22 protein-coding genes and 2 pseudogenes are annotated in these 21115 nt (G+C 71.1%); 19 read left to right on the top strand and 5 right to left on the bottom strand.

Annotation, left to right across the window (positions count from 1 at the left end; genetic code table 11):
- Positions 1-142: 142 nt before the first annotated feature.
- The 4 genes from ACODT5_RS16600 (at position 143) to ACODT5_RS16585 (ending at position 2835) form a co-directional block, all read left to right on the top strand.
- A complete protein-coding gene (locus tag ACODT5_RS16600) occupies positions 143-577 on the top strand; it encodes a hypothetical protein (RefSeq protein ID WP_422520063.1) in 435 nt (144 codons plus the stop codon).
- Positions 578-646: 69 nt separating this feature from the next.
- The gene (locus tag ACODT5_RS16595; RefSeq protein ID WP_422520062.1) at positions 647-1165 is read left to right on the top strand and encodes a MarR family winged helix-turn-helix transcriptional regulator; all 519 of its coding nucleotides are present in this window, start codon (positions 647-649) and stop codon (positions 1163-1165) included.
- A 165-nt stretch (positions 1166-1330) separates the two neighbouring features.
- Positions 1331-1813, top strand: coding sequence for a hypothetical protein (locus ACODT5_RS16590; protein WP_422520061.1), 483 nt, complete (start codon positions 1331-1333; stop codon positions 1811-1813).
- Between the two features lie 83 nt (positions 1814-1896).
- Positions 1897-2835, top strand: coding sequence for an SDR family oxidoreductase (locus ACODT5_RS16585; RefSeq protein ID WP_422520060.1), 939 nt, complete (start codon positions 1897-1899; stop codon positions 2833-2835).
- A gap of 87 nt (positions 2836-2922) precedes the next feature.
- Here ACODT5_RS16585 and ACODT5_RS16580 read toward each other — a convergent pair whose 3' ends face one another.
- Positions 2923-3183, bottom strand: a complete 261-nt coding sequence (locus ACODT5_RS16580; protein WP_422520059.1) for a hypothetical protein — start codon at positions 3181-3183, stop codon at positions 2923-2925.
- 193 nt (positions 3184-3376) lie between these two features.
- Positions 3377-4210, bottom strand: coding sequence for an SDR family oxidoreductase (locus ACODT5_RS16575; RefSeq protein WP_422520058.1), 834 nt, complete (start codon positions 4208-4210; stop codon positions 3377-3379).
- Positions 4211-4369: 159 nt separating this feature from the next.
- Between ACODT5_RS16575 and ACODT5_RS16570 the strand changes: the two genes are divergently transcribed.
- The 3 genes and pseudogenes from ACODT5_RS16570 to ACODT5_RS16560 all read left to right on the top strand — a co-directional run bounded on the left by ACODT5_RS16570 (position 4370) and on the right by ACODT5_RS16560 (position 7007).
- Complete coding sequence (locus ACODT5_RS16570) at positions 4370-4744, top strand: hypothetical protein (RefSeq protein ID WP_422520057.1); 375 nt, start codon at positions 4370-4372, stop codon at positions 4742-4744.
- A gap of 59 nt (positions 4745-4803) precedes the next feature.
- Positions 4804-5746, top strand: a pseudogene (locus ACODT5_RS16565) (IS5 family transposase).
- Between the two features lie 151 nt (positions 5747-5897).
- Positions 5898-7007 carry an IS110 family RNA-guided transposase gene (locus tag ACODT5_RS16560; protein ID WP_422520056.1) on the top strand — a complete coding sequence of 370 codons (1110 nt, stop codon included), beginning with the start codon at positions 5898-5900 and terminating at the stop codon, positions 7005-7007.
- Positions 7008-7173: 166 nt separating this feature from the next.
- Here the strand turns inward: ACODT5_RS16560 and ACODT5_RS16555 are convergent, their stop codons facing one another.
- Together ACODT5_RS16555 and ACODT5_RS16550 are read right to left on the bottom strand one after the other, a co-directional pair.
- Positions 7174-7854: a response regulator gene (locus tag ACODT5_RS16555; protein WP_422520055.1), complete on the bottom strand. Its 681-nt coding sequence runs from the start codon at positions 7852-7854 to the stop codon at positions 7174-7176.
- Positions 7851-8978 (bottom strand): sensor histidine kinase, encoded by a 1128-nt coding sequence (locus ACODT5_RS16550; RefSeq protein WP_422520054.1) that lies wholly within the window; start codon positions 8976-8978, stop codon positions 7851-7853. Before ACODT5_RS16550 ends, ACODT5_RS16555 begins: the two co-directional genes overlap by 4 nt.
- 197 nt (positions 8979-9175) lie before the next feature.
- Between ACODT5_RS16550 and ACODT5_RS16545 the strand changes: the two genes are divergently transcribed.
- Positions 9176-9622 (top strand): DUF6223 family protein, encoded by a 447-nt coding sequence (locus tag ACODT5_RS16545; RefSeq protein ID WP_422520053.1) that lies wholly within the window; start codon positions 9176-9178, stop codon positions 9620-9622.
- 49 nt (positions 9623-9671) lie between these two features.
- Positions 9672-10172 carry an SRPBCC family protein gene (locus tag ACODT5_RS16540; RefSeq protein ID WP_422520052.1) on the top strand — a complete coding sequence of 167 codons (501 nt, stop codon included), beginning with the start codon at positions 9672-9674 and terminating at the stop codon, positions 10170-10172.
- Positions 10173-10229: 57 nt separating this feature from the next.
- Here ACODT5_RS16540 and ACODT5_RS16535 read toward each other — a convergent pair whose 3' ends face one another.
- Positions 10230-11219, bottom strand: coding sequence for an ArsR/SmtB family transcription factor (locus ACODT5_RS16535; RefSeq protein ID WP_422520051.1), 990 nt, complete (start codon positions 11217-11219; stop codon positions 10230-10232).
- Positions 11220-11327: 108 nt separating this feature from the next.
- On the opposite strand from ACODT5_RS16535, the gene ACODT5_RS16530 reads away from it, so the two are divergent.
- From ACODT5_RS16530 to ACODT5_RS16485, 10 genes and pseudogenes are all read left to right on the top strand, one after another.
- The gene (locus ACODT5_RS16530; protein WP_422520050.1) at positions 11328-11741 is read left to right on the top strand and encodes a DUF8189 domain-containing protein; all 414 of its coding nucleotides are present in this window, start codon (positions 11328-11330) and stop codon (positions 11739-11741) included.
- Between the two features lie 131 nt (positions 11742-11872).
- Positions 11873-13291, top strand: a complete 1419-nt coding sequence (locus tag ACODT5_RS16525; protein ID WP_422520049.1) for an MFS transporter — start codon at positions 11873-11875, stop codon at positions 13289-13291.
- Entirely contained in the window at positions 13281-14819 is a 1539-nt protein-coding gene (locus tag ACODT5_RS16520) for a pyridoxal phosphate-dependent decarboxylase family protein (protein WP_422520048.1), read from the top strand. The genes ACODT5_RS16525 and ACODT5_RS16520 overlap by 11 nt, the downstream gene beginning before the upstream one ends.
- Before the next feature lie 209 nt (positions 14820-15028).
- Positions 15029-17506: an MFS transporter gene (locus tag ACODT5_RS16515; protein WP_422520047.1), complete on the top strand. Its 2478-nt coding sequence runs from the start codon at positions 15029-15031 to the stop codon at positions 17504-17506.
- 194 nt (positions 17507-17700) lie between these two features.
- Positions 17701-17901 carry a methyltransferase family protein gene (locus tag ACODT5_RS16510; RefSeq protein WP_422520046.1) on the top strand — a complete coding sequence of 67 codons (201 nt, stop codon included), beginning with the start codon at positions 17701-17703 and terminating at the stop codon, positions 17899-17901.
- A gap of 129 nt (positions 17902-18030) precedes the next feature.
- Positions 18031-18297 (top strand): methyltransferase family protein, encoded by a 267-nt coding sequence (locus ACODT5_RS16505; RefSeq protein WP_422520045.1) that lies wholly within the window; start codon positions 18031-18033, stop codon positions 18295-18297.
- 50 nt (positions 18298-18347) lie between these two features.
- Positions 18348-18950, top strand: a complete 603-nt coding sequence (locus tag ACODT5_RS16500; protein ID WP_422520044.1) for a methyltransferase — start codon at positions 18348-18350, stop codon at positions 18948-18950.
- 1042 nt (positions 18951-19992) lie between these two features.
- The gene (locus tag ACODT5_RS16495; RefSeq protein WP_422520043.1) at positions 19993-20394 is read left to right on the top strand and encodes a hypothetical protein; all 402 of its coding nucleotides are present in this window, start codon (positions 19993-19995) and stop codon (positions 20392-20394) included.
- Positions 20395-20465: 71 nt separating this feature from the next.
- A complete protein-coding gene (locus ACODT5_RS16490) occupies positions 20466-20882 on the top strand; it encodes a DUF2690 domain-containing protein (RefSeq protein WP_422520042.1) in 417 nt (138 codons plus the stop codon).
- A 103-nt stretch (positions 20883-20985) separates the two neighbouring features.
- Positions 20986-21075: pseudogene (locus ACODT5_RS16485) on the top strand (IS21-like element helper ATPase IstB); the annotation flags it as partial.
- Positions 21076-21115 lie beyond the last annotated feature (40 nt).

Below are 21115 nucleotides of genomic sequence, written 5' to 3'. Positions count from 1 at the left end.
TGCCCGGGGCCTGATGACCGATCCATGACCGTTTCGCAACGGTTGACGGAGGCGGGGAATCCACTAGTGCCGCATCAGGCAACGTCCGCCCGACTCCGATGACCAGCCTGCGATCATCCGTCGGGTCCTGCCGCAGCTCGTCGTGGTGCTCGCGGAGGGCGCGGACGAGCCGGAACTCATGGCCCGTGGACTGGCCGCGGCGGGCTGGTCGCGGTGGCCCCGCGAGCAGGCTGGGGCAGTGGCCGGTTTCCTGGAGGCGTGGTGGACGCAGGCCCTGCGGATGGAGTCGCCAACGACTCCGGTGTGCAAGGTCTTCGAGAGCTGTGCGACCGCGAGTTCCTCGGTCGCCCCGTGGCTCGCCTGCTGGGAGGCGGAGAGGGACGTGATCGCCCGCCGGCACCTGAATGAGAGCGTCGGCTGGTGGTGGGAGGAGCTGGCGTCCGATGACTCGCCGTTCTGGTGGCGGTGGGGCACCGAGGCGGAGGAGCGGGCCGCCTGGCACGAGGTCAAGACATGGCAGGCCGCTCAAACCCAGGCAACCGGGGCGCCGGACGGACCCGGACAGTGCGTCAACTGACAACGTTCCCGGCCCAGTCCCGACCGGAATGCCTTGACAGGCCAAGTGATTAGCCGACATATTATCTGCATGACGAGCGACGGCATCGACGGTGAGGCCCCCACGCTGGACCAGGCCAGGAAGCAGGTCGAGCACTACGGCCTGGAGGTCGATCCGCAGGCGGTGCTGGTCGCGGTGCGGCTGATCTCGGCCGGTGCGCGGGTCGGCAGGATGGCCGAGGCGCACTTCGCCCGGTTCGGCCTGTCGACGGGGCGCTACCGAGTGCTCGCCGACCTCGAAGACCACGGCGGGGAGAAGTCTCCGTCGCACCTTGCCGCCGACCTCGATGTCTCCAGGGCCACGGTCACCGGCCTGCTGGACGGCCTCGAGCGCGAAGGCCTGATCGCGCGCCGGCCCTCCCTGGAGGACGGCCGGGGCACGGTGGCCATCCTGACCGCGCGTGGTGCGCAGCTCCTGCGCGACATGGCGCCCGACCACTTCGGGCGGCTCGAGGCGATGGTGGGCGGGCTCTCCGCCGAGGAGCGCGCGGTGTTCCTGGATCTGCTCGCCCGAGTGGTCCGCGGCAGCGCGGCCCTGGTCACCGACTGACCGCACGCTCCGCTGTGTTGGTCCCGTCCTCAGGGCGGGCCCTTTTTCCACCCCCTATGGTTAGCCGCCTAATTATATGGGCGGCGGCGCGGGCTGACCTGCACCCCCGCCCCGCCCTTCGCCGCGATCCTTCGCTTCCCTCGCACGTACGAGAAAGAGGCCACCATGCCCGCAACGAAGGACAGAACCAGCCGCAATCGAGCAGCCACCCGGCCGTCACGGCCGTTCACCCTGTGGCGTGAGGTGCTGACCGCCTACGCCGCCCCCGCGCTGATGGCCGGTACCGCCGGTCTCGTCAATGGGCAGCGGGACCTGGCCGTGGCAGCCTGCACCTCCATCGCCGGTACCTCGGCCGTGGTGGCGTTCCTGGTCGGTGCCTGGCTGCGGCGCGGCGGGCGGCCCCGACGCTGGACCGTCACCACTCCGCGCCTCGTCCTGACCGCCGCACTCGTCATCACCACCGCCGGCGCGGCGGCCCTGCTGGGATGGTTCACGGCCCAATGGATACCAGCCCACACCCCGGTCCCCGCCGCCCCCTGGCTGGAGCGCCTGCGCATCGACCTGCCGGTCTCCGCAGCCCTCGCCACCACCATCGTCACCCTCCGCTGGCGCGCCACCACCCCGGCACTGCCGGGCTCCCCGGCGTGACCCGTCCCTCCACCGGGCCCACCCGCCCGACGGGCCCCGGCCCGACCCAGGCACCAAGGAACGAGCAAAGGAATGAGTACGCGATGATCGTTGTCATGGGAGCGACCGGAGCCACCGGGAACGCCCTGCTCCACAGTCTCCTCGCCCTCGGCGCACCCGTCCGCGCGCTGACCCGCACTCCGCACATCCCGATCCCCGGCGCAACCAGCACAACCGGCGCAACCGGCATACACCCGCTGCCCGTTGAGGTGCAGTACGCCGACGCCGCCGACCCCCGGTCCCTGCGCACCGCGTTCAAGGGCGCCGACCAGCTCTTCCTCGCCATGGCCAACGGCCCCGAACAGGTCGCGCTCGAAACCCGCGTCATCGACATCGCCGCCCAAGCCGGCATCGGACACATCGTCAAGATCTCCGCACCCGCCGCCGAAGCCGACTCCCCGGTCGCAGTCTCCCGCGGTCACCACGCCGTCGAGGAACACCTGCGCGCCTGCGGCCTCACCCACACCGTCCTGCGTCCCTACGCGTTCATGCAGAACCTCCTGCGCCTGGCTCCCGCCGTCGCCCGGGGCGTCATCCTCGGCACGATGGGCGAAGCGCCCTGCAACTACGTCGACTGCCGCGACATAGGCGACGTCGCCGCAGCCGCTCTCACCAGGCCCGGCATCGCCGGCGGCACCTACACCCTGACCGGACCCGAAGCCGTCGCGTACCCCGAACTCGCCGCACGGCTGACCACTCTGACGGGCCGTCCGGTCCGCTACGTCGACCTCGCGCCGGACGAACTGCGCGACAGCCTCATCCGTAACGCCCACATGCCCGACTGGCTCGCCGACCACGTGACCGAGATCCAGCAACTCGCCGTCACCCGGCCCGAGAACCCGACCACCACGGTCACCGACCTCCTCGGCCGCCCGCCCCGTACCCTCGACGCTTTCCTGCGGGAACACCACGCACAGTTCCGCTCCACGGACCTTTCAGCGGAGCCGCGACCTCGACCGGCCCCGGGCGTCCTCCCCGTGTGAGAACACACGGAGAGCCGTCGCGTCGGCGCCGGTCATGGCCGCGCCGGCCCGACCTGCGGTGGAGCGCCGGCGCTCCCGATCGCCCCGTCAGTCGGCGGGAGGGCCGGGCAGCCGGCGGAGTTCGAGCAGGGCCACCGCGATCTTCACTGCGGTCGAGATCGTCAGGGCCTGAAGGAACGGCATGCCCATGAGCCACAGGGCCACCATCATGACCGTGAGTACCAGGAATGCCGGGAGCAGATTGGTCCTCCTGAGCGCGGTCCGCAGGTGTCCGGCGGCTCTTCCCGGGCCCTGGTCCACCGTACCGATGGGGCGGGCGGCGACGTCTTCCTCCTCGGCTCGCGGCATGGGCTGCAGTCCTTCCTCGCGCTCGTCGTCTCTGGCGACGAGTCTCGGGCGAGACCCGCCGGGCTGCCACCGCTGCCGCCGGTCCCTGCGTCCATTCGGGCCAAGGCCTGCTCGCCGACCTGATGAGCGCCCCGGCGCAGAGGCCGCTCGCCGCAGCCCGCCCCCGCCCCGGGCGGCTGACGGACCCGTCGGGTCAGATGGCGAACCCGGGCCGCAGGAACTGCCGGGCCCCGCGCAGCGTGGTGCGCAGATCTCGCCGGGTGGCCCGGCAGTCGAGGCGTACGTCGAGGGCGCCGGGGAGCGTGCTTTCGGCCCGGAGGCCCGTGGGGAGCCGGGCGGCGTCGAGCCCGTCCCGCTCGGCGATGAGGATGCCCAGCTCGTGGCGGCTCACCGCGTCGGGGCCGGCGAGGTGGTGCATTCCGGTCGCGTCGGCGCCGGCCAGCTCCAGGAGTGCGGCGGCCAGGTCGGTGACGTGGACAGGGCAGCGGATGTCGTCGGTGAACAGGACGCCGTCGCGCGTGCCGTCGGCGAGTTCGTGCACGGCCTTCTCGTGTGCCGAACGGCCGTGGCCGATGATCAGCGATGTCCGAGCGACGGCGCCCTTCGGGTGCACCGCGAGGACACCGGTCTCGGCCGCGGCCTTGGCAGCGCCGTAGGGGGTGATGGGGTCGGGGAGGCTGGACTCGTCGTAGTGGACATGTGCGCCGGAGAACACCGCGTCACTGGACACATGGACCATGCGGGTCCGGTACCTCGCCGCTGCCATCGCGAGCCGGACGGGGCCTTCTGCCGTGGTCGCCCAGTCGGCCGAGCCACTCGAAGCGTTGAGGACGAGTTGCGGGCGAACCTCGGACATGACGGCGTCCAGACTGGCTGCGTCCCGCAGGTCAAGGTGACACCACCTGGTCGGGGAGGTGGGGCCGGGCTTGGTCGCGTACGTCGCGACGGTCGTGTGCCTCGCCGTGCTCGCCTGCCGGACCAGTTCGGTCCCGAGGAAGCCGCTGCCGCCGATGATCAGAACTGTCATCGCGCCACCGTAGACCGCCACCACGACGGTGGCGGCGGCCCTTTCCCGTTCGGCCAGCACGCCCGCGGTCGCGGTCCCCGGACAACCGCCGGCGGGTGCCCACCGGCCTCACCCCGCCCTGCCGTGCTGTCCTTGCTCGGCACCAGGGATGATGCCTCCGTGGCGACCAACCTCGAACTCTTCGCGGACTACTTCCAGATCCACGTCCTGGACGAGGGATCCGAAGGCGATTTCAGCGGCGTGTGGACCGAACAGACCGTCGCGGACGGGCTCGGCGTCATTGAAGACGCCCTGGCCATCGGTACCGCCGTCAACGACACCGTGGCAGTCAGCGTCCATGTCCTCGCAGATCAGCCGCACGACGACAGCGGCGACTTCGATCACGTCGTCGAGGCGAGCCTCCACGCGCCCTCAGGACGGCTCGTCGTGATGGGTTGCACCGACGACCTCGACGACGCGGCACGATTCGAAGTGCCCGCAGGCTGGACCCGAGCCCGAGCCTCTCGGCGCAAGCGATGGACCCAAGCCGACTAGGTTCTGTTTCTTGGATCTCCTGACGTGATCATGTTGTCGGGTTCAAGCTGGTCAGCATGGTGGGGCGGGGAGATCTGACGAGCGCGGAGTGGGAGCGGCTGGAGCCGTTCCTGCCCCGTGGTGGGTCGCGTGGTGGCCGGTGGAGTGAGCATCGGAAGGTCATCAACGGGGTGCTGTTCCGGGTGCGGACCGGTGTGCCATGGCGGGATCTGCCAGAACGATTTGGGCCGTGGGAGACGGTCTATAAACGGCATCGCCGCTGGTCGGCCGATGGAACCTGGCAGTTGTTGCTGACACGTGTGCAGGCCGCCGAGGCTGCGGAGGGCGGGATCGGCTGGGACGTGTCGGTGGACTCCACCATGGCCCGGGCCCATCAGCACGCGGCCGGCGCAAGGAAGGCGGCCCCGCCGCCGGTTGCTCCTCAAAAGGGGGCCCACGGCGGGGCAAACCCGGGCGATCCCGTGCTGCGGAAGCTGTCTGCCCGCCTGGCGGAGGTGGTGCGGCAGGCGAGTGCTTAGGGCGCTCGCGTGGTGGCTTCACCACGAGGATCCACCTGTCCGCTGACGGCCGGTGCCGCCCGCTCTCGCTGCTCCTCACGCCCGGGCAGTGCGGGGACAGCCCGCAGTTCGAGGCTGTGTTGGAGAAGATCTCGGTGCCCTGCGTCGGGCCGGGCAGGCCCCGCACCCGGCCCGACAGCGTCGGCGCCGACAAGGCCTACAGCTCCCGGAGCAACCGCCGCTATCTGCGGAAACGCAAGATCCGGCACACCATTCCCGAGCCGAAGGACCAACGCGCCAACCGCCGCAAGCGCGGCTCGGCCGGCGGACGGCCAACCGGATTCGACAAGGACCGCTACAAGAAGCGCAACGTCGTCGAGCGGGCGATCAACCGCCTCAAGAACTCCGGGCCGTAGCCACCCGCTACGACTGTGAGGATGGTCGGGTGCCGCTCCAAGCGGTGGCCTGGCTCGCGCTACGACTGGCCCTGGTGCCTTGCGTTTGATCTGTCGGCCACGGTTCGGGGCGGTACTTGCTGCCGTCGGGCAGGGGGACGTGTCCCGATAGGGGCCTTCGCGACAGGCACCGTCACAGTCTTGACCGCCCCCCGGCCCGGCGACGGCCACCGGTTCCCGAGGCGATCAGGAGAGGCGACCTTGACCAGCATCACGCAGCCCAATGCCCCATGTCACGTCCCTGCAGACACTGAGGACGTCTTGCTCGGGGTGGACACCCACAAGGACGTCCACGCCGCGGCCGTCATCACCGTTCTCGGCGCCGCTCTGGACGGCCGCAGCTTCCCCGCGACCGCTGATGGCTATCGACAACTCATCGACTGGGCACGATCCTTCGGCGTGCTGCGACGGGCTGGCGTTGAATGCACCGGCTCCTACGGAGCCGCCCTGGCACGGCACCTGCGCGCCGAAGGGATCGAGGTGACTGAGGTCAACCAGCCTGACAAGGCCGCCCGACGCCGCCACGGCAAGACTGATGCCATCGACGCCGAGGCCGCTGCCCGCGCCGTGCTGACCGGACGCGCCACCGCCGCGGCGAAGACCAGCGACGGTCCAGTAGAGATGCTCCGGCTGTTCAAGCTGGCAAAAGGGTCCGCGATCAAGTCCAGAACCCAGGCGATTAACCAGCTCAAGAGCGTTCTGGTCTCGGCTGACACCACCCTGCGCGAGTCGCTGGCGGGGCTGAGTAACCCGCACCTGTTCAAGCGGTGCGCCGAGCTGGACGCTCAGCACGCATCCGGGCCGGCCGGGGCTGCCCGCCACACCTTGAGGCTGCTGGCCCGCCGCATCCGGCACCTCACCGAGGAGATCGACGATCTCAACAAGCGGATAGCCGAGGCCGTCGAAGTCAGTACGCCGGGCCTGCTGGAAGTCCGTGGCGTCGGCCCAGACAGCGCCGCCGCCCTGCTCATCTCGGCCGGCGACAACCCTGAGCGACTTGTTAGCGAGGCGTCCTTCGCAGCCTTATGCGGCACCAGCCCGGTCGAGGCCTCCTCCGGGAAGACGCAACGGCGCAGGCTGAACCGCGGTGGCGACCGCCAGGCAAACGCTGCCCTCTACCGGATCGTCCTCAGTCGTCTGCGCTGGGACGACCGGTCCCGGGACTATCTGCGGCGACGTCTTGCCGAGGGCAAGACACGTCGCGAGATCATCCGCTGCCTCAAACGCTACGTCGCACGAGAGATCTACCGGCTCATCGTCCCGACACGCGCTCCCGCTGACCAGACAGGACCCACCCCAGTCGCTGTTTGACATCTATAGGGGCATCAAACGTGCCTACGTCTACCTCGGGACCGTCACGGTCGCAGCCCTCACGATCTGGCTCCGCACCTGATCCAAGAAACAGAACCTAGCCTCCGACTCGGTACGGCTCTGTGTGCTCACCGCGTCTCGCACACAGAACGTCGCTCAGCACTTGTCAGGACTTGTGGGGCGCCACCAGGCCGGATTCGTAGGCGAAGACCACGAGCTGGGCGCGGTCGCGGGCCCGGAGTTTGGACATGGCCCGGTTGACGTGGGTCTTCGCGGTCAGTGGGCTGATCACCATGCGGGCCGCGATCTCGTCGTTGGACAGGCCTTGCGCGACCAGGACGACGGCCTCACGTTCGCGGCCGGTCAGCCCCTCCAGAGGCGTCCCGGTGCCGGTGCCGGTGCCGCTGGAGGTGGGGGGCGGCTGGGCGACGTACCGGTTGATCAGCTTTCGGGTGATCGAGGGTGCGAGGAGGGCGTCGCCGCGCGCGGCGACCCGTACGGCGTGGAGGAAGTCTTCCGGGAAGATGTCCTTGACGAGGAATCCGGCGGCTCCGGCACGTAGGGCGTCGAAGGCGTATTCGTCGAGACCGTAGTTGGTCAGGATGACGACGTGCACTCCGGAGAGAGCAGGGTCGGCCGTGATGCGCCGGGTCGTCTCGATGCCGTCGAGGACCGGCATCTGGATGTCGATGAGTGCGATGTCGGGCAGGTGGACCCGGGCGAGTTCCAGGCCCTCCAGCCCGTTGGCGGCCTCGGCCACGACCTCGATGTCGTCTTCGAGGTCGAGGAAGGCGCGGAATCCGCTGCGGATGAGCGGCTGGTCGTCGACGAGCAGGACACGGATCATGATGCTCGTTCCACGGGGAGTTCGGCCTGGACGCTGAAGCCGCCTTCGCCTCGGGGTGCTGCCCGGAGCCGGCCGCCGAGGGCGGTGACGCGTTCGCGCATCCCCAGGAGCCCGATGCCGGGCTCCTGGGCACTGTCCGGTGTGGCTTTGCCGTCGTCGTCGATGCGGATCGCGAGGGTGTCCAGCCGGTAGTCGATGTGGACCGATGCCGTGCCGGCGTCCGCGTGACGGGCGATGTTGGTCAGCGATTCCTGAACGATCCGGTAGGCGGTCCTGCCCACTGCGGTCGGCACGTCGTGCCGCCGGCCCTCGATCGTCAGCGTCGCCTCCAGGCCGCTCCTGCCGGCCCGTTCGACGAGGTCGGGGACGTCATCGAGACCGTGCGGCGGGGTGGTGTCGTCGTCCCGCAGGGCCTCCAGGGTGGCGCGGAGTTCCCGGGACGCCTCCCGGCCGGCCTCCCGGATCGCCAGGAGGGCCTCCGGGACCTGTTCGCCGCGCTTGTGGGCCACGTGGACGGCGGCTTCGGACTGCACCTTGATGACCGAGATCTGGTGGGTGAGCGAATCGTGCAGCTCCCGCGCAATGTGCAGCCGCTCCTCGTCGGCGCGGCGCCGCGCGGTCTCCTCCCGGGTGCGCTCGGCTTCGTCGGCCCGCTGCTCGGCCTGCCGGAGGGCTTCGCCGGCGGCTCCGGCCGCGATGAGCCAGGCGATCTGGAGGGCGCCCCGGGCCTGCGCGAACGCCTCGCCGGTGTCGTGCAGGCCCGAGGCGAGGGCCGCGAGGGGGAGAGCGGCGAGCACGACCACGCTCACCGCCACCGTGACGATGCGGTGTCCTGCCCGCATGGCCGCGTACACCGCGAAGAGGAACGCGACGGCGGCCACGTCGAAGCCGGCCGCCTGGTAGCCCACCGCGCAGAGCCCGGTGACGGCGAGGACGGCGACCGGAGCCCGCCGGCCGAAGGCCAGGGCCAGGCCGCCGACGGCCAGCAGTACGTAGCCGAGCAGGCCGAGGCCCGCGCCGGGGTGCTGCCCGGACAGCCCGGTGACCAGCAGCGCCGCCGCCACGCCTACGGCGATCAGCCAGTCCCTGACACCCGCCCGAACGCGGAACCGCCCTTTGCTCATGCGCGCACCGTAGCCCGCGGCCGCGGCGGGCGGATCCCGCTCGCGGACGAGCGGTCGACTACCACGGGTGCAGTAGCTCGGCAGCGCCTGCCGCGTCCGTGGCAGCGCGAAGTGTCTGCGCCTGCGGGACGACCGGGCAGGGGCCCGGCGGACATGCTCGGACCACATCCATGCGCGGGAAGAGAAGGAGCACCCTGATGTCCGCTCGTACCCTGGTCGCCGCCTCCGTGACCGCCTTGCTCACCGGCCTCGCTCTTGCCACACCGGCAGCGGCCCACGCATCGGTCCCGCCGGTCGCCGCCGCCGTCACCGACTTCAGCCTCGGAAGGCTCGGAGCCACCACCGGCGGGCTGCTGGGGCTGGCCGCCGTGGTCATCGCCGTCCTCGCGTCGGCCCGACCCGCCGGTCGTCTCGGCACTGCCAACGGGCCGTTCGGGGCCGTGACCGCCATGGTCGCGGGGCTGATCGGCATCGCCCTCGGCGCTCTGGTCGCGGCCACCGCCGACGGCGGCCTCGGCACCGGCAACGGGCTCGGCGGCGCCTACGTGGCCCTGCTCCTCGGGCTGACGGGCACGGCCCTGGGATGGCGAGCTCTGGCACGCTCCCGGCGGGGACCGGCCGATCGCGAAGTTACCGAGGGGTAGTCTCGGGTGCAGCCGGAGCGCCAGCATCTGGCCCTGTGAAGGGGGAACCATGCCTCGTACGCTGACGGTGTCCGACAGCATCGTCGTCCGTGCCCGTCCCTCAGAGATCTACCGGCGCGTGTCCGATCCCGCGCGGATGGGGGAGTGGAGCCCGGAGAACCTCGGTGCCACCGTGCACGACGGCACCCGCGAGCCGAGCGTCGGGATGGTCTTCGACGGACGCAACAAGCGCGGAGCCTTCCGCTGGACCACCCGGTGCACCGTGACGGCGCTCGAGCAGGACAGGCTGTTCCGGTTCCGGGTGCATGCCATCGGTGTCACCCGGCCGCGGCTGCGGGGTCCCATCGCCACCTGGGAGTACCGCTTCGAGGAGGTACCGGAAGGGACCCTGGTGACCGAGACGTGGACCGACGACCGCCGGTCGTGGCCGGACTTCGTGGCGAACGCCTTCGACCGGATCGCGACGCGCGGAAGCCTCTTCGCCGACTTCCAGCGCAGGAACATCGGCACGACCCTGCGCAACCTCAAGAAGGCTCTGGAAACCGGCTGAACCGCCGGCATCAGTTCCCGGCCGGCCCCGGAGGCGATCGGCGTGGCCCCGGGGTGGTCACCGGGGCTCCGGCCGTCGCCCCGGGAGGAGGAGCTCCGTCGCGAGGGCGGTCCGCTGGTGCAGCATCCACCGGCCCGAGCGGTGCGAGGTGACCAGGTTGCAGCGGCGCAGGACGGCAAGGTGCTGGCTGACGGCCGCGCTGCTCACCCCCAGGTACGCGGCGAGCTGCGTGGTGGACACCGGAAGATCGAGGTGCACCAGCAGAGCCGCCCTGCTGCGGCCCATCAGCTCGGTCAGCGGCTGCGGCTGTTCGTCATCCCGGGCGGACCACAACTGGCCGATGCCGCGCGGCGAGTAGGTGAGGGTCGGCTGCTGCGGTGCGTTGTGCAGCACCAGGAGCCTGGGCCAGGCGAAGACGCAGGGCACCAGGAGCAGTCCGGCGCCGGCCGCGGAGCGCACCGCGTCGTGGCGGGGCTTGTCGATGTTCAGCTTCCCGGAGGCGTAGGTGACCTCCGGGTGGAGGTCCGCGAAGACCCTGTCCAGCCCGCCGGTGGTGAGCTGCTGTGCGCGGTGTGCGACATCGGCGTCGCTCAGGGAGCGCAGCCGCGGCCATACGGGTTCGATCGCGGCGCTCCAGTAGGCGGCCATGGTGGCGGCGAGTCGCGAGAGTTCGCGCTCCGGATGTTCGTAGAGGGGGCGCAGCGAAACCGGCAGGCCCTGACCGGCTTTCATCTCGTCGAGGGAGCGCACCACTTCTTCGCCGGGGGTGCTCGCCATCGCGTCGAGTTCGTCGGCGAAGTGCCCGGTCATCGCCTCGGGCGGGGGCGCGAGGAAGTCCGCTACGAAGCGGGGCCCCTGGGTGAGTGCTGCCAGCACGCTGAGATCGAGGTGGGCGACCGCGGGCAGGGCCCGGGTCCGCCAGGGCCGGTGCACCATGTGACGACCACTCCCCGTCAGCACGGGAACGCTCTGCGCGAGCTCTTCCAGAGGCGACAGGGCGAACCGTATGCGGGTCAGGTCGTCGGGCCCTAACAGAAGCTGGATCACGACTGCGAGCGTAGCTTCGCGTTGGATTAAGCAGGGGCGAAATCGTGGTGCGGGGCGCCGGGCCCGGCAAAGCTTGCACTCACCAACTCGTCCCTACCAGGGGGAAACATGTCGAAGTTACGCAGCCGCGTCATGCAAGGACTGCTGACCACCGCCCTGGCGGTGGGCACGCTCGTCGCCACGCCGTCAGCGGCGTCCGCGTCGACCTGCGGGATCAACGCGGGGGGCCACCAGGGCTACTACATCTGCGAGTACGAGCCGACGCTGGTGCAGTGGCCCGACGGCCACTACCAGTGGTTCGTCGTCGGAACCGACAACCACGTCTACGACTCCCACCAGTTGAGCCCCGGCAGCTCGAGCTGGGGCCCCTGGCACGACTTGGGCGGAGTGGCGAAGAGCGGGGTGGGCGTCACCTACCTGTCGTCGTCCAGGATCGACCTCAAGGTCTGGGGCACCTACAACGGCTACTGGTGCAAGCGCTGGACCGGGTCGGGTGGCTGGACCAACTGGTGGGACTGCTGACAGGACCTGTAACGGGTGCGGCGAGCGGACCCGGGGGAGGGCGGCGGCCGGTCGGGTGTCACAGGGGGAGTTCATGCCGCTGTCATACTCACCCCTTGCCACCCCCTCCTCCGCTCGCTGATGATCTGCGCATGCCAGCAGACCTCCGTGCCCACCGCGCGCCGGCTCCGCCACTGCCGCGCCGCGTGCGGATCGGGTACGGCCTCGGCTCCCTGTGCACCGGCACGTTCGCCACCGTGCCGGGCCTGATCCTGCTCTACTACCTGACCAACATCCTCGCGGTCCCGGCGGCCGTCGCCGGGGCGGCGGTCTTCCTGCCCAAGGCGTGGGACGTCCTGATCAACCCGCTGGTCGGCGTGGTGTCCGACCGCAGCCGGCTGCGCGGCGGCCCCCGCCGGCCCTTCCTCCTCGCCGGTGCCTGCACCCTGCCCCCACTGTTCGTCCTGCTGTTCGCGGCGCCTCCGCTCCGCGGTGCGGCCGCCGCCGGATACGTGGCCGTGGTCTTCCTGCTGGCCGCCACCGCGTACGCCGTCTTCCAGGTGCCGTACGTGACGATGCCCGCCGAGATGACCGAGGACCCCGCCGAACGCGGCCGGATCCTCGGCTGGCGCGTGGGCTTCCTGGGCGTCGCGATCCTGCTGTCCGGAGCGCTCGCCCCGGCCCTCGCGCAGGCCGACGGGGGCAGTCCGGCGAGCTACCGGCTGATGGGGGCCGCCGTCGCCGTGCTGCTGGCCCTCGGCATGTTCGGCGCCTGGTTCACCACCCGGTGGGCACCGCGGGCCGTCCGCAGCGAGTCCGAGCCGTCCCTGCGCGCCCAGTTGGCGACCGCCCGGTCCCACCGGCCGTTCCTCTACCTGGCCGGCATGTGGACGCTCCAGGCCCTCGCCGTCGGCGTGATGCTCGCCGGAGTGCAGTACTTCGCCACGTACACCCTCGGTTCGCCCACCGCCGTCACCCCGCTCTTCGCCTGTCTGATCGGCCCCCTCGTCCTCTTCATGCCGCTGTGGAGCGGGCTGTCCCGGCGGTGGGGCGTGAAGAACGCGCAGTGGGCCGCCTCGCTGCTGTTCCTCGCCGGCGCCCTGCTGCTCGCCCTCACCCCGACGGCCGGGGCCGGTCTCGGCTACGCGGCGGTCGCGGTCGTCGGAGTGGCGTACGCCGGACTGCAGCTGCTCCCGCTGACCATGCTGGCGGACACCCTCGCCGCGGACGCGGCCCGCACCGGCAAGCGCCGTGCCGCGACGTTCACCGGGCTGTGGACGGCCGCCGAAACCCTGGCGTTCGCGCTCGGCGCGGGCGTCTTCGCCCTGGTCCTCACGGTGACCGGGTTCCGCTCCTCCGACGCGGACCACCAGGTGGCCCAGCCCGAGGCGGCCCTCACCGGCATCACGGCGGGCATGAGCGTGCTCCCCGCCGCCCTTGCCGCCGCCAGCCTGTGGCTGCTGCACCGTTACCGCGAGGACCCCGCCGGGGCCACCGCGCACGACCCCGCACCCGTACCCGCACCGTCCGAATCGCCCCGGCAGGAAGAGAACAACACCCGTGTCGACTGAACCCACCCGCGCCCTGCCGGGCGGCCGCACCCCGGAGGACGTGCTCGCCGAACTGCGCACCCTGCGGGAGGGCGACGCGCCCACCCGGGGCGGCCGGACCTTCGCCTACGTCTACGACGCCGGGCTCGACGGCCTCGACGAGCTGGCCGCCGCCGCGTACACCGCGTACGCCACCGTCAACGGGCTCGACCCGACCGTCTTCCCGAGCGTGGCCCGGCTGGAGAACGACCTGGTGGGCGCCGTCGCGGCGGTCCTCGGCGCGCCCGGCGCCCAGGGCACCTTCACCAGCGGCGGGACGGAGAGCATCCTGCTCGCGGTGAAGACCGCACGGGATCACGCGCGGGCCGTGCGGGGGGTCACCGCGCCTCAGCTCGTGCTCCCGTCCACCGCGCACGCCGCCTTCCACAAGGCCGCCCACTACCTGGGCCTGGAGACCGTGGTCGTCCCCGTGGATCCGGTCACCTTCCGCGCCGACGCGGACGCCATGGCCGCGGCCCTCACGGACCGTACGGCGCTGGTGGTCGCCTCGACGCCCTCGTACGCCCACGGGGTGATCGACCCGGTGCCCGAGATCGCCGCGGCCGCCGCCCGGCGCGGCGTGCTCTGCCACGTCGACGCCTGCATCGGCGGCTGGCTCCTGCCCCACCTGCGGCGGGCCGGGCGCGAGGTCCCGCCGTTCGACCTGTCGGTGCCCGGGGTCACCTCGCTCTCCGTGGACCTGCACAAGTACGGGTACGCGGACAAGGGCGCCTCCGTCGTCCTGTACCGGGATGCCGAGCTGCGCCGCCACCAGTACTTCGCCCACGCGGGCTGGCCCGGCTACCCGGTGGTCAACCCCACGGTCCAGGGCACGAAGTCCGGCGGCCTGCTGGCCCAGGCCTGGGCGGTGCTCCAGTACGTCGGTGAGGACGGCTACACCGCGTTGGCCGCCCGGGTGGCCGAGGCGTCGGACCGGCTGCTCGCGGGGCTGCGCGGGATCGACGGCCTGCGCGTCCTGGGCGAACCGGCCGCCGGGCTGGTGGCGTTCACGGCCGGAGCCCCCCGGGGCGACGCCGTCGAGGGCGGCGGTGCGCAGGATGGAGGTGCGCAGGATGGCGGAACGGAGTACGAGGCGGCACCCGACCTCAGCCTCCTGCTGCACCTCGCCGACGAAATGCGGGAGCGCGGCTGGTACCTGCAGCCCCAGCTCTCCTTCGACGGCCTGCCGCCCAACCTGCACCTCACCCTGACCCCGGCCACCGTCGGCCAGGTGGACGCCCTGGTCACGGACCTCGCCGCCGCCCTCGCCGCGGCCCGCGTGCTCCCGCCGGTGACCGTGGACCCGGGTCTGGTCGAGCTGGCCACCGGACTCGACCCGGAGACCCTCGGGCCCGAAGAGATCGCCGGCGTCCTGGCCTTCGCGGGCCTCGGCGGCGACGGGAAGCTGCCCGCCAGGACGGCTCCCGTCCTCATGCTGCTGGACGCACTGCCGGGGCCGCTGAAGGAACGGCTCCTGGCGGAGTTCGTGGGATCGGTCTTCCGCGTCTGATCTGCGGCCCGGTCACGGGCCGGTCCGAAGCCTCACCGATTCGGGTGGTTCTCCGTACCGGCCGATTGTTCATGGCACCCCCTCCCACCGGCCGGTATGCCCGTCGGGCAGGTCCGGGACGTCAATCCGCGCGTTTGCTCCAGCTGTTGCCGAATGCGAGAAAAGGGCGGCGCAGGCGAGATTGCCTGAGGCAACGAGGGGAGCAGTACGTGGGCGGTATCACTCTGGTGACGGACGAGCAGGCCGCCCCGCGGCCCGCGCCGGTCCGCTTCGAAAAGAGGAGCCGTCCCGAGCCGGGAGGCCGGGACGCCGCGAGCGGGCCGCCGCCCTCCGCCGACGCGGGCCCGGCGCCCGGGGAGTTCAGCCCGCGCCGGGTCCGCCTGGTGTTCTTCGGGCTGATGCTGGCGCTGCTGCTCGCAGCGCTGGAACAGATGATCGTAGCCACGGCGCTGCCGAAGATCGTCGGGGAACTCCAGGGCCTGGACCGGATGTCGTGGGCCATCACGGCCTATCTGCTCACCTCCACCATCGGGCTGCCGCTCTACGGCAAGCTCGGCGACCTCTTCGGCCGCAAGAGCGTCTTCCAGTTCGCCATCGTGGTCTTCATCGTCGGATCCGCGCTGGCCGGCTGGTCGCGCACCATGAACGAGCTCATCGCCTTCCGCGCGGTCCAGGGCACCGGCGCCGGCGGGCTCATGATCGGTGTGCAGGCGATCATCGCGGACATCGTGCCGCCCCGGCAGCGCGGCCGCTTCATGGGGCTGATCGGCGCGGCCTTCGGCCTCGCATCCGTCGCCGGACCGCTGCTCGGCGGGTTCTTCACCGACCACGCGTCGTGGCGCTGGTGTTTCTACATCAACGTCCCGTTCGGGCTGATCACCATGGCCGTCATCGCCGTCGTGCTGAAGCTCCCCAAGCCCACGGTCCGGCCGCGGCTCGACGTGATCGGCGCCGTACTCCTCGCGGCGGCCTCGACCTGCCTGGTACTGCTGACCAGTTGGGGCGGAACCGAGTACGCGTGGGATTCGCGGATGATCCTCGGCCTCGCCGTCGGCGCTGCCGGAACGTCCCTGCTCTTCGTGATCGCAGAGCACCACGCGGCCGAGCCGATCATTCCGCTGCGGCTGTTCCGCGACCCGGTCTTCACGGTCACCGGTCTGGTCGGGGCCGTCGTCGGCATCGCGCTGTTCGGCGCGGCCAGTTATCTGCCGACGTACCTCCAGATGGTCGAGGGCGCCACCGCCACCGAGTCCGGGCTGCTGATGCTGCCGATGATGGGCGGGGTCGTCGTCGCCTCCATCGTCTCCGGCCAGCTGATCAGCCGGACCGGCCGCTACAAGGTCTACCCGGTCCTCGGCGGGGCGCTGTCCACCCTCGGCATGTGGCTGCTGTCCCGGCTGGAGACCGGCACGACCCAGCTCGCGTACAGCCTGTGGATGGCCGTCCTCGGCATCGGCATCGGGCTCGTGCTGCCGGTGCTGGTCCTCGCCGTGCAGAACTCGGTGCGGCCCACCGACCTCGGCACCGCCACCAGCGCCAACAACTACTTCCGGCAGATGGGCGGCAGCATCGGCGCCGCCGTTTTCGGCACGGTCTTCGCCGGCCGGCTGACGGACGCACTCGCCGCCCGGCTGCCCGCCGGCACCGGGCTCCCGGACCCCTCCGGCATCACCCCGCAGCTGGTGCACTCCCTGCCTCCGGCCGTCAGGGACGCGTACATCGCGGCCTACGCCGAGGCGATGCCGCGGATCTTCCTCTACCTCGTGCCGGTGCTCGTCCTCGGCCTGCTCATCGCCTGCTTCCTCAAGGAGAAACCGCTGGTGTCCCACAACGCCCCCGCAGCCGATTCGCCGCCCTCCGAGGCCCTCGCGCAGCCGCTCCCCGGCGAGGTCCCCGGCGCACGGACCTCGACCGACGCCTCCCGGCCGGGCGGACTGCCGGTCTGCGGAACCGTCCAGCACCCCGACGGCAGCACGGTCCCCAGCGCCGCCCTGACCCTGATCGACGTGAGCGGCCATCAAGTCGGCCGGGGCGCCAGCGGAGCCGACGGACGCTACGCGCTGAGCGTGCGCAACCCCGGTTCGTACGTCCTGATCGCGGCGGCCGGCGGTCATCAGCCACGGGCCGTCAGCGTGACCGTGGGCGAGGGGCCGGTCGAGCTCGACGTGGTGCTCGGCGGCACCGGGCGGCTGGCCGGCGCGGTCGTCACGGCCGACGGCGCCCCGGTCCGCGACGCGGCCGTCACCCTCACCGACGTCCGGGGTGAGGTGGTCGCCTCCACCCGGACCGGCCGGGAGGGCACGTACGTCATCGCGGAGCTGGTGGCGGGGGAGTACACCCTGGCCGCGAGCGCCCCGGCGTACAGGCCGGCCGCACTGCCGGTGAGCGTGCAGGCCTCCCGCGAGACCCGCCAGGACGTGGAGCTCGCAGGCGGCGCGGTCCTGCGCGGCACGGTGCGCGCCGGCGCGGGGCGGCCGGTCGAGGATGCCAGGGTCACCCTGCTCGACGCGGCCGGCAACGTCGTGGACACCCAGACCACCAGTGCGGACGGGACCTTCCGCTTCGTCGACCTGCCGTCGGGCGACTACACGGTCATCGGGGCGGGCTATCCACCGGTGGCGACAGTCCTGCAGGTCGCGGGCGGCGAGCGCACCGAGCGGGACGTACGCCTCGGGCACGCGGACTGACGAACAGCCACGCAACGGGCCGGGCTGCTCCTTCGGGGGCAGCCCGGCCTTCTCCGTCCCGGGGTTCAAGCTCGCGGGGCGTGGCGGCCGATGACGCAGGCGTCCGGGCGTCGTTGTCCGCTACGGCGTACGGCGTACGGCGTACGGCGTACGGCATGGGGCCGAGGGAATTGTGCGCTTGCCCGGTGCCGCTGATGGACCTGACCGTCGGGTTCTGGAGGTTCAAAGCACTTGCTGTTGCGATCGAGTGCGGGTTGTTCACCCGTCTGGCCAACGGAGGTGCCTGCACTCTGGAGGAGGCGATGGCTGAGCTGGGTATGCACGAGCGCCCGGCAGACATGCTCCTTGTCACCTGCGCGTCGTTGGGACTGCTGGAGAAGGACGGTGACAGCTAGAGCAACTCCGCGCTCGCGGAGGAGTTCCTCGTCGTGGGCTGCCCCCGGTATTTCGGCGGGTTCGTCCGCTACTGACCGTGCCCGCCACGTACCTGATCGCCGGGACGCCACGGGGTAGCGAGCACACCGATGCGCCGGCGTGAACTCTCCGACGAAGACCTCGACGTCCTCATCCACGGCCACATCGCCTTCCAGATACTCGGCTCGGCCCACGAGCTCGGGCTCTTCGACTACCTGTCCACCCACCCAGGGGCAAGCGAGCAGGAGGTCGCCGCGGCCACGGGACTCGCCGACTACCCCTTCTCCGTCCTTCTCGGCGGTCTACGGACCCTGGGCATGGTCACCGACGACGACGGCCACCTGGACAACGCGCGGCCGTCGAACGGGCCCTGGTAACCGGCAGCCCGGCAGAACGCACGGCACTCCTGGGCAGGCACCGACACCTCGTGTACCCGGCCGCCGGTGATCTCCTCGCATCGCTCCAGCAGTCCACCAACGTCGGCCTGCGTCACCTCCCAGGCTCCGGAGGGACCCTGTACTCCCGCCTGGCGGACCATCCAGGGATCGAGCAGACCTTCCACGACGGGCTTCAGACCTTTTCCAAGGCGGCCTTCGACGGCCTGATCCGATGCGACGTGCTCACCGCAAGCAAGCACGTCCTGGACATCGGCGGCGGCGACGGCTCGAACGCTTTGGCCCTGTCACGAGCACACGACCACCTCAACGTCACCATCGTCGACCTGCCATCAGTCCTGCGCATCGCCGAGAAGAACATCGCCAAAGCGCATCCGTCCGACCGGATTCGGCTCCACGCGGTCGACTTCCCCGCCGAACCGCTACCCGAAGGCGCGGACACGATCCTGTTCGCGCACGTACTGCCCATCTTCCCGCCCCGGATCAACGAGCAGCTGCTGGCGAAGGCACACCAGGCGCTGCCGTCCGGAGGCCGCGTGCTGATCTTCAACACCATGCAGGACGACACCCAAGACGGCCCCGCCATGGCCATGTTGTTCTCCGCCCACGGCTTGTGCGTCGCCACCAAACCCTGACCACGGCATCGACCTGACCAGACCCGCGGGTCAGGTCCCTTCCGGTCCGCTCGCCCCGTCGTACGAGCCGGTCACCGAGGACCGCCCAAGAACAGCTCTCACCCTCAAAGTCATGACCGCGGACCGAACCCGGCTTCCACGGGGTCTTCCACACGGTGAGGTCGACCGTGAAGTACGACGCCTCGTACGATGCCGACCCGTCCAGGATCAGCTGGGTGTCGCCGAGGTTGATCCCGCAGTCGGGAACCCAGTCGAAGGACCCGAGGACGAGGCCGATGACCGCCTCGCCGGCCGAAACGAGCGCGGCGCCCCAACCCAGCCTCCGGGCGGGCACGGCCGCGGAGTCGGCCAAGTCCTGCTGTCCTGCGCCCGCCGGAGCTCGATCGGCTGCGCGAAGCGCTCCGCCTCCTCGGCCCACGTGCCGTGCGCGAGCGTCACCACCGCCTCCGCGCCGACCACCCGACCGGGGCGCCCGTCTTCACCGAGGGACGGCAAGTTCCCCGCCGTGCTCACCATCGCCCGCCGCGCGCAGGCGGCGGCGTCGAGCAGGCCCCGGGGGCTTGATGTAGCCGTGTCGGCGCAGGGGACGTCGACTGGGCCGACACGGGCGAGAGCGGCACGATCACGACACCCCGCCAGTCGGCCACCAGCCTTGCCATCGGTGAGGTCCAGGTCCTCAACGTTCCTGCGCGGAACCCGCGTCCGTGACAGGAAGCGTTCAGTACCACTTGCGCTCACCCCGAACATCTTCCGGGGAGCGGCGGACTGCGGCGATGCTTCTGTTGCACCCGGAGAACACCGGGGCAAAGCACCGCAAACGAAGCCCCGCCCACCGGACGTGAGAGGAAGTGAACCGCCATGTTCTTCGGCTTCTTCGGCCTCATCTGGGACTGACTGACTGACCGACTGACTGACTGCGGTCGAGCGGACGCCCCCCCCGCAGACTTCGCACGCCCCACCCCCGGCCGGCACCCGTACTGCCTGAGCCCCGGTGGCCCCGCGGACAAGCCCCGCATCACGCACCCACCCCGAGGGACCCCACATGTCGAGCTCACGCATGCCCGCCGCCGGTACGGCCAGGACGAAGACCGTGCGACGCGGCGCCACCCTCGCCGCCGCCACCGTCCTGTTCGCCGGTCTCAGCCTCACCGGCGGAGCCGTCTCCGCACAGGCCGCCGGGCCCTGCGGCCAGCGGTCTGTGACCAACAACTCCAGCGCCAGCGGCTTCTTCACCAAGTCCGTGAACCTGAAGACCGCCGCCGCCGCCGAGTGCGGCAACGTGGCGCAGATGTCGGAGTACGACGGGTTCTACATCTGGTGCTACGTCTACAACGTCTACGGCAACCAGTGGGTCTACGGGCGTGTCGCAGGCACCAACGTCAAGGGCTGGACCTCCATGGACAACCTCAACGCGACGCCCGACGAATCGCTCAACCGCTGCTAGCGCCCCAAGCGGCCGTCACCCAGCACGCCCGATCCCACAGACCAGAAGACCCGATCCGAGAGGCAAACCCCGTGAAGCACATCGTCGGCACACTCCTGGCCGCGACGACCCTCCTGGCGGGCGGCATCGCCGCCGCGGCACCCGCATCGGCCGCGACCAGCTGCTACGCCACCAGCTGCAACGGGCTGGACCCCAGCAAGACCACCTGCAACAACGACGCGCGGACCGTCGAGGTCGGCAACGGCGCCGGCAACATCCAACTGCGCTACAGCCCCTCCTGCCGCGCCGCGTGGGCGCGCCTGCAGTGGAGCAGCGGCGCCGGCACCATCGAGGTCAACAACGACCGGGGCAATCGCTACACGGCGTCCGTGACCTCCTCGGGCAGCGTCAACGTGTACACCCGGATGGTCAACGACAAGGACATCACCTCCAACGCCATCTACACCTACAACGGCGGCCAGAGCTGGGACTCCACCCCCCGCTACTGACGGGTGACCCGGCCCGCGCAGCACGATCACCCGGCCCCGCTCCGGGGCCCTGGCGGAAGCGGCCGCGAAGGAAGGGGCCGCAAAGGAAGGGTCCACCACCCGCGTGGCGATCGCCTCGAACGGATCCTTTTCCGGCTGGACAAAGTCCTTCACGGACCCTCGCCTCTGCGCCGCCCTCGTCGACTGTCTCACCTTGTGAAACCTGGAGTTCAGGTCACGATCCCGAGCCCTGG

Source organism: Streptomyces tatrensis, assembly GCF_049310065.1.
Taxonomy (GTDB): domain Bacteria; phylum Actinomycetota; class Actinomycetes; order Streptomycetales; family Streptomycetaceae; genus Streptomyces.
This window is presented reverse-complemented; position numbering and strand designations above follow the sequence as displayed.